Genomic DNA, 13,504 nt, shown 5'->3' with positions numbered 1-13,504 from the left:
TCAGATATCCAGCACTTCCGTCTCGGCGAATTCCGCGCGTTCCTGGATGAAGCGGAAACGGGCCTCGGGCTTGGTGCCCATCAGTGCGTCGACAGCATCCTTGGTCGCCGCCTCGGCGTCGATCACATCGACCCTGAGCAGCGTGCGCTTTCTCGGGTCCATGGTGGTTTCCTTGAGCTGGGCGGCCATCATTTCGCCCAGCCCCTTGAAGCGGCCGATCTCGACCTTGCCGCGCCCGGTGAATTCGGTGCGCAGGAGTTCGTCCTTATGCGCGTCGTTGCGGGCATAGCCGACCTTGCCGCCTTGGCGGATCGAATAAAGCGGCGGGACCGCCAGGTAGAGATGGCCGCCGCGGACCAGGTTTGGCATCTCCTGGTAGAAAAAGGTGATCAGCAGCGAGGCGATATGGGCGCCGTCGACATCGGCATCGGTCATGATGATGACCCGGTCGTAACGCAGGTCCTCGTCGCGGTATTTCGAGCGCGTGCCGCAGCCCAAGGCCTGGATCAGGTCGGATATCTGCTGGTTGCCGGCAAGCTTGTCGCTGCCGGCACTGGCGACGTTGAGGATCTTGCCGCGCAGCGGCAGCACCGCCTGGCTGGCGCGGTCGCGCGCCTGCTTTGCCGAACCGCCGGCCGAATCGCCCTCGACGATAAAGAGCTCGGCGCCGGCGGCGGCATTCTGCGTGCAGTCGGCGAGCTTGCCGGGCAGGCGCAGTTTGCGCACTGCGCTCTTGCGCGACACTTCCTTTTCCTGGCGGCGGCGCACCCGTTCGTCGGCGCGCGCGATCACCCATTCGAGCAGTTTCGAGGCCTCCTGCGGATTGTCCGCCAGCCAGTGGTCGAACGGGTCGCGGATGGCGCTTTCGACGATGCGGATCGCCTCGATCGTCGCCAGCCTGTCCTTGGTCTGGCCGACGAATTCCGGTTCGCGGATGAACACCGACAGCATGCCCGCCGCCGAGATCATCACATCCTCGGAAGTGACGATCGAGGCGCGCTTGTTGCCGACCAGATCGGCGTAGGCGCGCAAGCCGCGCGTCAGGACGTTGCGGAACCCAGCCTCATGCGTGCCGCCCTCCGCGGTCGGGATGGTATTGCAATAGGAATTGATAAAACCGTCGCCGCCGAACCAGGTCACGGCCCATTCGAGCGAACCGTGACCGCCCTGCTTCTCGCTCTTGCCGGCGAACATTTCACGGGTGACCTGGAATTCGTCGCCGAGCGAGGCTTTCAGATAATCCTTGAGGCCGCCCGGAAAATGGAATTCGGCCTTGGCCGGCGTCGTGTCCTTTTCCCTGATCAGCGAGGGATCGCAAGTCCAGCGGATTTCGACACCGCCGAACAGATAAGCCTTTGACCGCGCCATGCGGTAGAGCCGCGCCGGCTCGAACGCCGCGCCCTTGCCGAAAATCTGCTCGTCTGGATGGAAGCGAATCTTCGTGCCGCGCCGGTTGTGCACCTCGCCGAGCTGCTCAAGGCCGGTCACCGGAACGCCTCGTGAGAAGCGCTGGCGATAGAGCTTGCGCCCAATCGCGACCTCGACCTCGAGATGGTCGGACAGCGCGTTGACGACGGAAACGCCGACACCGTGCAGGCCGCCGGACGTCTCGTAAACCTTACTGTCGAACTTGCCGCCTGAATGCAGCGTCGTCATGATGAGTTCGAGCGCCGGCTTCTTGAATTTCGGGTGCGGATCGACCGGAATGCCGCGGCCGTTGTCGGTGACTGACAGGTATCCGTCGGCGGAAAGCTCGACATCGATGAAGGTCGCATGGCCGGCGACCGCCTCGTCCATCGAATTGTCGATGACCTCGGCAAACAGATGGTGCATCGCCTTGTCGTCGGTGCCGCCAATGTACATGCCCGGGCGGCGGCGCACCGGCTCCAGCCCCTCCAGCACCTCGATGTCGGCGGCACTGTAACTCTCGCTGGCGTCGCGGGGCGCCGGCCGCTTCGCCGCCTGCACCAGCGGATCGGCCGGGCGCGCGGCGGCGCGAGCAGGCTGAGGCTGCTTGTCCAATTTGGCGAAAAGATCGTTGTTGTCGTCCATGCCGGTCCTGGATTCCGATGCTGCGAATCACCACCCGATACTGCCACGCTTTTCGCGGGCAGGCGACGGAGGTTCCTGTTACGTTCGAGGATAGAGCCTCTTACTGCAAAACCATTCGACAGCCAAGCGGCGGAAATGGGGTCGAAGCTTGGAGCATCGACGTTTTGTAAACCCTGTCCGAAGGTTACGCCGGAAGATTGGCTAAAAAGCGGTATTTGCGGACTGTCGCTGACCTAGAATGCAGCGGAACGCTCAAGAGGCTGTCGCTTAAGCATGTTGGATTACAGTTCGCTCCTGCTCGCGGCGGCGCTGTCGGGCACGTGCCTCAGCATCACCATGTTTGCGATCTGGTTCAGCGCGCCACAGGCACGCTTTGTGCTGACGGTGGCGTGTGGCATTCTCGTGCTCGTCGCACATGTGGTGTTGTTCTGGCATTACACGAGGGATCCAAGCCTCTGGCTTTGCCAGATCGTGCTTGCGCCTCTCAGCCTCGGTTTCCTGATTATCTGCCTGTCGGCCATGCAATATCTCGGCATAGGCGATTACAGGCGCGCCATCTTGCCGACCTTGGTTGCGATGGCTGTTTGCGCGGGCGCGACGTATCTCGGGTTTGATGGTGTCGGCTTCATCGTCACCTACGCGACGGTAACGGCGCTGCTCTCGCTCATCGGGGCGATGTTCTGGATTGAGGGTGGTCACGATCGACGGATATTGCTGGTCGTCTCGTTCCTGAGCGGCGTCTGTGCGCTGTCGTTCGGACTTTGCGGCGCGGTCCTGCTGGTCAAGGGGCAATGGGTGCTGGGTGTTGCGCCCGACAATTGGGCCGAGCGGGTGAATTCCGTCGTAGCCGTCGCCTGCATGACCGGGCTCGGCGCATTGACGCTCTCCCTGCACCATTTGCAGGCGCAGATCGAATTGAAGGCCGAGACGATGACCGATCCATTGACCGGGCTGATGAACCGGCGGGCGTTGACGGCACTCTATGGCGAGCGGGTCTTCGGTCCGTTCATGTCCGTCGCCATGTTCGACCTCGACCATTTCAAGAGGACGAACGACGTTTTCGGTCATCCGGTCGGCGACCAGGTTCTGCGCCGCTTTGCCGCCGTCATCAGGAAATACGCCAGGACCGGCGTCGACGCGTTCCGGTTGGGCGGCGAGGAGTTCGTGCTCGTCATGTCGCGGATGACGGAAGAGAAGGCTTATGACATTGCGAGCAAGATCAGCGTCGCCTTCGGCACGGAAGTCGTGGCCACACAACTTGGTCCGTTGCGAAGCACAGTCAGCGGCGGCATCGGCTTTGGCGGAACAAACGGCACCGGTCTCGACGATGTGCTGGCCGAAGCCGACGCAGCACTCTATGCGGCAAAGCGCGCCGGGCGAAATCGCGTCGTCGTTCGGGACCGGGCGAGCAAGGCCGACGGGCCGGCCTTGCGTTCTGCCTGATTGGGGTTTCTAGCTTCTTGTTAGACCTATGATCTTGTCGGAAAACCGGATTCCACTTTCGGAATCATGATCTATTCCGCCGCACCCAGATATTCCGACAGCGGCGGGCAGGAGCAGACCAGGTTGCGGTCGCCGGCGACATTGTCGATGCGTGACACCGGCGGCCAGTACTTTGCTGCCGTATCGGCATCGCCGGCGGGGTAGGCCGCCTCCAGACGCGAATAGGGATGGGTCCATTGGCCGGCCAATGCCTCGGCGGCGGTGTGCGGAGCGTTGACCAGAGGATTGTCGGCCAACGGCCATTCGCCCTTCGCCACCTTGGCTGCCTCGCCGGCTATGGCGATCATGGCCTCGCAGAAACGATCCAACTCGCGCTTGGGCTCGGATTCGGTCGGCTCCACCATCAGCGTGCCAGCGACCGGGAACGACATGGTCGGCGCGTGGAAGCCATAGTCGATCAGCCGCTTGGCGATATCGTCGACGCTGATGCCGGCGCTGTCCTTGAGCACGCGGGTGTCGAGGATGCATTCATGCGCGACGCGTCCGTTGCGCCCCTTGTAAAGCAGGGGGAAATGCTCGCCAAGCCGCGTCGCCACATAGTTGGCGGAGATGATCGCCGTCTCGGTTGCCTGCTTCAGGCCGGAAGCGCCCATCATGCGAATATACATCCAGGTGATCGGCAGGATCGAGGCGCTGCCGAACGGTGCCGCCGCCACGGCATGGACCGAGCCTTCGGTGACGTGGCCGGGCAGATGCGGCTTCAGATGCGCCTTGACGCCGATCGGGCCGACGCCGGGGCCGCCGCCGCCATGCGGGATGCAGAAGGTCTTGTGCAGGTTCATGTGGCAGACATCGGCGCCGATATCGCCGGGACGGGCGAGGCCGACTAGCGCGTTGAGGTTGGCGCCGTCGAAATAGACCTGGCCGCCATGGCTGTGGACGAGGGCGCAGAGGTCGCGCGCGCCTTCCTCGAAGACGCCATGCGTCGAGGGATAGGTGAACATCAGCGCCGCGAGATTATGCGCATGCTCGGCCGCCTTGGCCTGCAGGTCGTCCATGTCGATATTGCCGTCCTCGGTGCAGCGCACGACGACGACGCTCATGCCGGCCATGGCCGCACTTGCCGGATTGGTGCCATGCGCCGAGGAGGGGATCAGGCAGACGGTGCGATGGCCTTCGCCACGTGACAGATGATAGCGGCGAATGGCGAGCAGCCCGGCATATTCGCCCTGGCTGCCGGCATTGGGCTGCAGGGTCACCGCGTCGAAGCCGGTGATCTCCGCCAACCAGCCTTCCAGCTCGTCGATCATGGCGCGATAGCCTATCGAATGGTTTGCCGGCGCGAAGGGATGCAGGTTGGCGACATCAGGCCAGCTCACTGGCATCATTTCGGCGGCGGCGTTGAGCTTCATGGTGCAGGAGCCGAGCGGGATCATGGCGCGGTCAAGCGCCAGGTCCTTGTCGGCCAGCCGGCGCAGGAAGCGCATCATGTCGGTTTCCGAGTGATTTTCGCGGAACACGGGCTGGGTGAGGAACTCCTTGCCGCGCGGTTTTCCTGGCATGGAACTGCCGGCGGCAACGCCGGCCTTGGCGCCGAAAAGTGCTGCGATCGCCTCCAGATCGGCTTCGGTGGAGGTCTCGTCGAAGCTGATGCCGACATGGTCGGCGTCGATGACGCGCAACAGGAGGCCCGTCTTTTCTGCGGCGGCGGCAATCGCGCCGGCTCTGCCCTTCACTTCCACAGCCACCGTGTCGAACCGGCTTTCGCCGACCACCGAAACGCCCGCTGCCTTGAGGCCGGCAGCCAGGCGGTTGGCCAGCGTGTGGACGCGGCCGGCAATCGCCTGCAGCCCGGCAGGGCCATGCCAGATCGCGTAGGCCGTCGCCATGTTGGCGAGCAGCGCCTGTGCGGTGCAGATGTTGGAGGTCGCCTTGTCGCGGCGGATATGCTGCTCGCGTGTCTGCAAAGCCAGGCGATAACCGGGACGGCCCTTGCTATCCGTCGACTGGCCAACGAGCCGGCCGGGCATCAGCCGCGTCAGCCTGTCGGAGACCGCGCAATAGGCGGCGTGCGGCCCGCCAAAGCCCATCGGCACGCCAAAACGCTGCGTCGGGCCGACGGCGATGTCGGCGCCAAGCCTGGCCGGCGCATCGGTCAGCGTCAAGCCAAGCGGGTCGGCGATGAAGACGACCAGCGCGCCGGCGGCATGGGCCTTGTCGATGGCTGCCTTGTGATTGCCGTAGACGCCGAATGTATCGGGCCAGGAGACCAGCAGGGCGGCGGTGTTGTCGTCGATCACCTCGCCGTCCACCTCGATGCCGAGGGGCTCGGCGCGGGTGCGCACGACGTCCAGCGTCTGCGGGTGCGGCGTGCCGGCCAGTGCCACCTTGGTGCGCTTGTCGCGATGATGGCGCAGCGCAATGCCGACCGCTTCGGCCACCGCCGTCGCCTCGTCGAGCAGCGAGGCCGATGCCACCGGCAGGCCGGTCAATTCTGTCACCAGCGTCTGGAAGTTGAATAGCATTTCCAGCCGGCCCTGGCTGATCTCGGCCTGGTAAGGCGTGTAGGCGGTATACCAGGCCGGGTTCTCGAACAGGTTGCGCTGGATCACCGGCGGCACATGGACGCCATGATAGCCGGTGCCGATGAAGCTCTTCAGCACCGTGTTCCTTGCCATCGTCGCCGCGAGCTCGGTCAGCGCTTCCGCTTCGCTTGCGGGGGCGGGTAGGGCCAGCGGCCGGTCGAGCCGGATCGACTTCGGCACTGCCTGACTGATCAGGGTCTCGACCGAAGGAACGCCGATCGTCGCCAGCATGGCTCTGACGTCATGGAGGCCCGGGCCGATATGGCGAGCCGAGAAGGGGTAGGGTGCTGCGGTCATCTTCCTGGTCCTGCTATCAACCAATATGGGCTTTGTAAGCGGCTTCATCGAGGAGCTCGTCGAGCTGGCTCTCATTGGCCAGCTTCATCTTCCACAGCCAGCCGTCGCCGGTTGCCGCCGAATTGACGAGCGAAGGATCCGATGACAGCGAGGTGTTGGCCTCGGTGATCTCGCCGTCGACCGGTGCGTAGACGTCCGAAGCCGCCTTGACCGATTCGACCACCACGGCCGTATCGCCCTTGGCCAGCTTTTTCCCTGGCTCCGGCAGTTCAACAAATACGAGATCGCCGAGCTGCTCCTGCGCGTAATCGGTGATGCCGACGGTGGCGATGCCGCCCTCGACGCGCAGCCATTCGTGATCTTCGGTGAAATAGGTCTTTGCCATTGAAATCATCCTTTGCGGTAGCGATGGGGCGTGAAGGGCAAGGGGTGGATGTCGACCGGGATTTTCGTCCCGCGGACATCGGCGAACAGTTTTGCGCCGGATTTGGCAAGCGGTGTCTGGACGTAGCCCATGGCGACCGGATGACCGGCCGAGGGGCCGAAGCCGCCGGAGGTGACGTGGCCGGCAGGGTTGCCGTCGGCATCGAAAAGGGCAGCACCGGCGCGCACCGGCTGGCGGCCTTCCGGCTTCAGGCCGACGCGTTTTTGCGCTGGACCACGCTCCAGGATGGCGCGCAGCGCATCGGCGCCGATGAAGGCGCCCGAGGCGCGAACCTCCTTGGGGATGGCCCACATCAGCCCGGCGCTGGCCGGATCGATCTCCGGCGTGATGTCCAGCCCGTGCAGGCACAGTCCGGCTTCAAGCCGCAGGCTGTCGCGGGCGGCAAGGCCGACCCACATCACCCGCTCGTCCTCGAGCAGCCTGGCGGCGAGGTTTCTTGCATCCGCTTCCGGCAGGCCGATCTCGAAGCCGTCTTCGCCGGTATAGCCGGACCGGCTCATGAACCATTTTTCGCGCGGTTCGATACCGTGCATGAACACCAGCGAACCCGTCTCGATGCCGGCGCGGGAAAGGGCAGCCCACGCTTCGGGGCCCTGGATGGCAAGGAAGACGCGGTCGAGTGCGTCCACCTTCACGTCGAAATCGCCCTCTGCTTCGAAATTTTTGACCAATGCGCGCAGATGTTTTTCGTCGGCGGCGGCATTGCCGGCATTGGCGACCATCATGAAGCGCTCGGCGCCAAGCCTGGTGACGATCAGATCGTCCAGAATGCCGGCAGCCTCGTTGAGGAAGAACGTGTATTTGGACTGGGAAACCTCAAGCGCGCCGGCATCGAACGGGCAGGCGCGGTTCAGAAGCGCTGCTGCCCCCGGACCGCTGATTTCGAACAGCTTCATGTGCGAGATGTCGAACAGGCCGGCATGCTCGCGGCTGTGCAGATGCTCTTTCATCACACCGGCCGGATAGGTCAGCGGCATCGACCAGCCGGCGAAGGCGCCAAAGCGCGCACCGGCTGCCGCATGCAGATCTTCGAGGGGAAGGTGTTTGGTGTCGTCGCCCGTCATGTCATCTCCAGAGTCGCACGCAGGCGGCCGCGAATGGCGACCAGTCCGTGCCCCTCTGTCTGAAGCCTGAGAGACTCGCGCCCCGTAACTCTGTCGGCAGCGCTTACACCTTCGGCGCGGGGGCAAGCCCCGACTTTCCAGAGTGTCTTTCCCGTCTACGGTTCTTTTGCCTGAGAGATTTCGGGCGATTTCCCCTTCGGCGGCAGCTCTCGCTGCTCTCTCCCGCAAACAGGTAGGACTCGGTCAGGAGCCCTCGACTCGTCATCCATAGCCCGTGGACGACACCTTGTCACCTGCCAGCGACATTTTACTGGCAAGTCTTCGCTGCCTCGTCGCGAACAGGTCGCGACCCTATTGTTTTGCGGGCTCGGGCTTGGCTGTCTCGAAGCGCGACATCCATTTGAAGCTGCCGAACCAGTAGCGGCGAACGCCGCCTATGGTGCCGTCGGCGGTGCGCGCGCCGATCCAGTTGTTGACGTATTGGATGAGGCGGACATCGTCCGGCCGCATGGCAAACGCTTCCGGCGTCCGCAACAGCGGGCCGCCCACCAGCTTGAGCTTAGCGTCATAAAGCCTGGCGGCCATTTGCGGCGTCGGCGATGTCGCCACCATCGCCTGTGCTTGCCCGCTGATGACGGCGGCGAAAACATCGGCCGCATTGTCGAATGAAGCGATGGCCGCTTTCGGGAATGCTTCCCTAGCGGCGGCTTCGTCCGTCGAGTTGGAGAGTACGGCGATCTTGTAGCCCGGGGCCGCAAGTGCCTTGCCCGGCCTTTTCCCAAGGCTGGCGATCGTCGCCACCATACGGATATCGGCAGTACCGGTCTGATCGGAGAACACCACCTCGCGTGCGCGTTCCGGCGTGCTGGCGTAGCCCGCCGCGATCATGTCGAAATCACCCTTGAGCAGTCGCGTCTTGAGGTCGCTCCAGGGCACTTCGACCAGCTTGAGGTCGACGCCGAGATCCGACGCCAGAGCACTGGTCAGGTCGACATCATAGCCGGCGAATTTTCCGTCTGCCTTCTTGAGTATCCACGGTGGGTTGAGCGCCACGCCGACCGTCAACGTCTTCTGGTCGATGATGCGCTTGAGGCTGTCGTCTGCCCGGGCTGGCAGCAGCGACAAAGCCAACCAGGCAGAAAGAGCAAGTATAATTGTGGCGATCATCTTAGCGCGCATTAATATAACCTCGCTGAGCCCGTCCGGTTGTCAGATTTACACAGAGGTGCCATTCTGTCGATAGCGGGCCCTGATGGAGAGTTGCGATGTCGGCACGGATGGCGGTTACCGGTTCGATGATGTTCCTGGGTTGCATCCTGGGCAACCCGGCGAAGCTTTCGTTGCTGCCGGCGGCAGCGCAGGCTGCGGGGGCAAAACGCGTGGTCTGCTCCAGCGCCGATTACCGTTATTCCTATTGCGGGGTCGATACGCGACGTGGCGTGCAGTTGACCTCCCGTCTATCGAAGGCACGTTGCGTGTACGGTAGAAGCTGGGGCTATGACGGCGGCGGCATCTGGGTCGACAATGGTTGCTCGGCCGAATTCGCAGTCGCCGGCCCCGACCGTAACCCCTCTGCTGGCGACCTCGCCGCAGCCATTATCGTCGGCGGCGTGGTAGGCGCCATTCTCGACAACAGCAATTCGCATCGCCATCATTCCGATAATTACTATCCGAAGCCGCGCCCGCGCCGTTACGACCAATCGATTGATCCGACGCCGCAATTCGACAATCAGGGCAATCCCAACTTCGATACCCACGGCAACTACCAAGGACCGCACGGGCTTGGGAAGCTCGTCACCCCGGACGATAATCCCGACCTGAATCCGGCCCTGCGGAGCGACGGCGACGACAGCGACGACGACAGTTAGTTTAGGTGAAACTGAGGTCAGGTTTCAGTCAGATGCCGCCGTACCAGTCGTAGCCATTGTCCTCCCAATAGCCGCCTCTGCCGCCGCCGATATTGGCGAAGCCGTCGACCAGCTCGATCTTGTAGAGATATTTCGGCATCTTGTAGCCGAGTTGGCGCTCGACGCGGACGCGCAGCGGCGCGCCGTTCTCGACCGGCAACGGCTTGCCGTTGAGGCCATAGGCAAGGATCGTCTGCGGATGACGGGCATCGATCAGGTCGATCGAGCCGTAATATTTGATATCGCCGGCAAGGCTGCGGTCGATCGTATCGAGGCAGTGGAATATGACATAGCGCGCCTGCGGCTTGACCACGGCCTGGTCGAGCACCAGCGACAGCGGCGTGCCGGTCCATTTGGCAATGCAGCTCCAGCCTTCGACGCAGTCGTGGCGGGTGATCTGCGTGCGGCTCGGCATGGCCATCAGCTGCTCGCGGCTCAGCGACAGCGGTTTTTCGACGAGGCCTGAAACCTCCAGCCGCCAGTCGGCGAAATCGCTGGCGAGCAGGCCCTTGTAGAAATCGTCGTCCGGTGCGGTGACACCGTTCGGCCGCTGCGGCTGGCGAATGTCGGCCTCGGTGAACTCCGGCGCCAGCGCATCGCGGCCGGCAAGCAGCCGCTGCGCCCGCCAGGTCAGGCCATTGGCGCTTTCGAGGAAGCTGCGCAGGCCGTCGCCGACGCCAAGCTGGCTGTCGAAGGCGTCGCAGCCCGACAGCATGATGCCGGAAAGGCCGAGGCTGGCCGAAGTCAGGAATTTCCTTCGGCTTATCTGTAGCTTGGGGCTGATCTCGAATTTCGCCATGTCAGGCACTCCTCTCTGGCGCATCGTCGGCATGCGCCGGCGGGTCGGTTCGATACCAGCCGGTGATGATTGAGCGCAGCTCGTTGATCGGACCGGCGGCCAGGATCATCAGGATGTGGATAATGAAGAAGGCGACGAGCAGCAGCATCACCGTGAAATGAATGGTGCGCGCCGTCTGTCGGCCGCCGAGCAGATCGTTCAGGAACGGCAGCACCGAATCCATGCTCGGCGACATGGCAAGGCCGGTGATGATCATCAGCGGCAGCAGCACGAACAGCACGCCGCCATAAGCCATCTTCTGCAAGGTGTTGTATTCGCGCCTGTGGTGAAACCTGAACCTGGCGTGGTCGACAATGTCTTGCGGCAGCCGCCTGAAATCATCGAGGCGCGGGGCAAGATCGCGGCGCAAATGGCCGTTGATGAGGCTGGCGACCAGCCAGACCAGCAGCGTGGTGGTCAGCACCCAGGCAAAGAAGAAATGAACGACGCGCGCGGTGCCGAGATCGTAATAGGAAGGAATCGTCGCCCAGGACGGGAAGGCCCGGGAAGTCTCCTGGCCGGCCGGACCCGACCAGCCGAGCACGCCGGTGGTATCGAAGCGCTTGCCGAAAATTTCGGTGTAACCGCGCGGGCCAGCCGCGGTATTCTCGGCGCCGATGGCGAAGATGGTGTTGTTGTAGCCAAAGCCCGACTCCTTGCCGATGTAGAGCTGCGGGCGGGCGTTGAAGATCTGCAGGCCGGAAAGCAGCATGAAGAACAGCGCGATCGCCCATAGCCAATGCGTCAGCCGCGTCCAGCGCGACTGGCGATAGATCAGCGTCACATCGCTCGGCGCGGCGGTATCTGCTCCGGCGGCTTGGTTTCTGGCAAGCGATTCCATCTGTTGTTCCTCCGGCCGCGCGTTCGCCGCGGCCTGTCAGATATCTTCTCCTCCCAATACGTCGCCAGCCTAAGCGATGTTTCACCCGATCACGGATTTATTACGGACTGCCGAGGCTGACGGCTAGGTTGACTGCGGCTGCGACGATGACTGTATTGAAGAAGAACGACAGGATCGAATGCACAAGCACGACACGGCGCATTTGCGAGGTCGTGATGTTGGTGTCGGCGGTTTGCGCCGTCATGCCGATCACTGTCGAAAAATAGAGGAAATCCGAGCCCTCCGGGCGCTTGCCGCCCGGGAAGTCGAGGCCGCCGACTGGAATCCTCTTTTTGGTGTCGCCATCCATCGCATCGCCGTCCAACCAATAGAGATGCGCGTAGTGAAGTGCCGCCATGGCATGGATGGTCAACCAGCCAAGCGGGATAGACAGCAGCGCGACCGTAAGCTCGACGGGATCCGCGCTCTTCTCCCTGTTGATCAATTGAAACAACGAAATGATGGCAATAGCGACCACAACCAGAGTGACCGCGAAGATCGCCAGTACCGGCAGGTCAGTGTCGCCTGCATTCTTGCGCAGATAGCTGCCGGTAAGCCGAGGCATGTGGGCGATGACAAGAACGAGATAGGCGGCAAAGAACACGTTGGCGCCGATCGAATAGGCAAGCGGCGCACGCCAGATCAGCGCGGCGCCAAAGGCTGCCACGCCGATGCAGGCCGACACCGCGAACAGCGTGTGGCGTCGCATGGGCATCTTGGTCGTGGTACCGGTCGCCATGGTTTTCAGTCCGCTGGCGCGGATTTCAGCGCTCGCCGTAGGATGCGGTCAAGCTCGCCTAGGAACCGCGAGCGATCCTGCGGCGCGAAGCTCGAATTGTAGCCCTTGCTCTCGCCGGTTTCGCGCAGGTGCTGCTTGAGGTCGCGCATCGCCACCGCCATGCCGATCGTTTCGGGCGTAAACGGGCGTCCGGTCGGACCAAGTACGTGGGCGCCAAGCGCCACCGCGCGCGCGGCAAGCGGGATATCGGCGGTCACCACAATGTCGTTGGACCGGGCATTTTCGACGATCCAGTCGTCGGCGGCATCGGCGCCCTTGGGGACGACGACATTGCGGATCATCGGATCGCGCGACGGACGCAAGCCGCCATTGGAGACGAAGGTGACGACGATGCCGTGCCGCTCGGCGACTTTTTCGACCTCGGCCTTCACCGGGCAAGCGTCGGCGTCGACGAGAATAGCAGGTGCGGGCATCGTTGTTCCAAATGTGAAAGAGCCGGGCGGCGTCGCCCGGCTCGATCGATGATAGTCGAGCGGCTACTAGGCCGGCAACGCGCCGGATCTCTTGGCCGTCCAGGTGGCGATATAGTCCATCAGGCCAGGATTGAGGCAATCATAAGGTTCGAGCCCGATCGACTTCAGCTGTGACCTTATGCCGTCCATGCGGCTCGGATCGACACCGGACTCGATGATCGACGAGACAAAGGCGGTGAAGCCCGGCGGCGACCAGCCATCCTCCTGGAAGCGTTCCGGATGGATGAAGGACAGCCCCTTGAAAGCGTGGTCGCGCTCGACCGGGCCGTGCATGTGGACGCCGCAGCCGGTGCAGGCATGGCGCAGGATCAGCGCGCCCGGATCGACCACCTTCAGCTTGTCGCCGTTTTCGGTCACCGTCACGTCGTTTGTACCGGCAACCGCCACGACCGAGAACAATGCGCCTTCCGGCTTCCAGCATTTGGTGCAGCCGCAGGCATGGTTGTGGGCGATCTGGCCCTTGACCTTCACCTTGACCGGGTTGCTGGTGCAGGCGCAGACCAGCGTGCCGCCGGCAAAGTCGGGCTTTTCCCGTGGCAGTCCATTGTCGATTTTAGGATGCAGTTTTTCCGGCATTTTTGTCTCCTCCCGTGTTGAACATCTGCATTTTTCGGCCGCTGGCTGGTTAGCCGGCGGCTTTCTCCTCCTCAGTAAACCACCACGCTCCTGATCGACTTGCCTTCATGCATCAGGTCAAAGCCCTTGTTGATGTCCTCGAGCT

Annotated in this window: 12 protein-coding genes and 1 riboswitch; of the genes, 2 read left to right on the top strand and 10 right to left on the bottom strand. The window is 63.1% G+C overall.

Features of this window, described 5'->3' with window-relative positions:
• Entirely contained in the window at positions 1–2,052 is a 2,052-nt protein-coding gene (gene parE / locus NKH17_RS25175; RefSeq protein ID WP_352479748.1) for a DNA topoisomerase IV subunit B, read from the bottom strand.
• Positions 2,053–2,325: 273 nt separating this feature from the next.
• Between parE and NKH17_RS25170 the strand changes: the two genes are divergently transcribed.
• Positions 2,326–3,495: a GGDEF domain-containing protein gene (locus NKH17_RS25170; RefSeq protein WP_352804808.1), complete on the top strand. Its 1,170-nt coding sequence runs from the start codon at positions 2,326–2,328 to the stop codon at positions 3,493–3,495.
• 71 nt (positions 3,496–3,566) lie between these two features.
• Here the strand turns inward: NKH17_RS25170 and gcvP are convergent, their stop codons facing one another.
• The 4 genes from gcvP to NKH17_RS25150 form a co-directional block, all read right to left on the bottom strand.
• On the bottom strand, positions 3,567–6,377 hold the full coding sequence (gcvP, locus tag NKH17_RS25165) for an aminomethyl-transferring glycine dehydrogenase (protein ID WP_352899176.1): 2,811 nt from the start codon (positions 6,375–6,377) through the stop codon (positions 3,567–3,569).
• A gap of 16 nt (positions 6,378–6,393) precedes the next feature.
• The gene (gcvH, locus tag NKH17_RS25160; protein WP_352650881.1) at positions 6,394–6,762 is read right to left on the bottom strand and encodes a glycine cleavage system protein GcvH; all 369 of its coding nucleotides are present in this window, start codon (positions 6,760–6,762) and stop codon (positions 6,394–6,396) included.
• Between the two features lie 5 nt (positions 6,763–6,767).
• The gene (gene gcvT, locus NKH17_RS25155) at positions 6,768–7,886 is read right to left on the bottom strand and encodes a glycine cleavage system aminomethyltransferase GcvT (protein WP_352899174.1); all 1,119 of its coding nucleotides are present in this window, start codon (positions 7,884–7,886) and stop codon (positions 6,768–6,770) included.
• A gap of 148 nt (positions 7,887–8,034) precedes the next feature.
• A riboswitch (glycine riboswitch) is annotated at positions 8,035–8,121 on the bottom strand.
• 116 nt (positions 8,122–8,237) lie between these two features.
• The gene (locus NKH17_RS25150) at positions 8,238–9,053 is read right to left on the bottom strand and encodes a transporter substrate-binding domain-containing protein (RefSeq protein WP_352899172.1); all 816 of its coding nucleotides are present in this window, start codon (positions 9,051–9,053) and stop codon (positions 8,238–8,240) included.
• A gap of 110 nt (positions 9,054–9,163) precedes the next feature.
• Here NKH17_RS25150 and NKH17_RS25145 point away from each other — a divergent pair, with 110 nt between their 5' ends.
• Entirely contained in the window at positions 9,164–9,754 is a 591-nt protein-coding gene (locus NKH17_RS25145) for a DUF3011 domain-containing protein (RefSeq protein WP_352972594.1), read from the top strand.
• A gap of 28 nt (positions 9,755–9,782) precedes the next feature.
• Here NKH17_RS25145 and NKH17_RS25140 read toward each other — a convergent pair whose 3' ends face one another.
• The 5 genes from NKH17_RS25140 to gfa form a co-directional block, all read right to left on the bottom strand.
• Positions 9,783–10,592: a molybdopterin-binding protein gene (locus NKH17_RS25140; protein WP_352899169.1), complete on the bottom strand. Its 810-nt coding sequence runs from the start codon at positions 10,590–10,592 to the stop codon at positions 9,783–9,785.
• Position 10,593: 1 nt separating this feature from the next.
• The gene (locus NKH17_RS25135; protein WP_352899167.1) at positions 10,594–11,472 is read right to left on the bottom strand and encodes a cytochrome b/b6 domain-containing protein; all 879 of its coding nucleotides are present in this window, start codon (positions 11,470–11,472) and stop codon (positions 10,594–10,596) included.
• 100 nt (positions 11,473–11,572) lie between these two features.
• Positions 11,573–12,250 (bottom strand): DUF1345 domain-containing protein, encoded by a 678-nt coding sequence (locus NKH17_RS25130; RefSeq protein ID WP_352899165.1) that lies wholly within the window; start codon positions 12,248–12,250, stop codon positions 11,573–11,575.
• Between the two features lie 5 nt (positions 12,251–12,255).
• A complete protein-coding gene (locus tag NKH17_RS25125) occupies positions 12,256–12,723 on the bottom strand; it encodes a YaiI/YqxD family protein (RefSeq protein ID WP_352479738.1) in 468 nt (155 codons plus the stop codon).
• Between the two features lie 66 nt (positions 12,724–12,789).
• Complete coding sequence (gene gfa, locus NKH17_RS25120; protein WP_352508734.1) at positions 12,790–13,359, bottom strand: S-(hydroxymethyl)glutathione synthase; 570 nt, start codon at positions 13,357–13,359, stop codon at positions 12,790–12,792.
• Between the last annotated feature and the right edge of the window lie 145 nt (positions 13,360–13,504).

Origin of the sequence: Mesorhizobium sp. M1334 (genome assembly GCF_040317995.1) — a bacterium.
In the GTDB taxonomy this organism is placed as follows: domain Bacteria; phylum Pseudomonadota; class Alphaproteobacteria; order Rhizobiales; family Rhizobiaceae; genus Mesorhizobium.
Note: the sequence above shows the minus strand (reverse complement) of the source record. Positions and strands in the feature narration are given on the sequence as shown.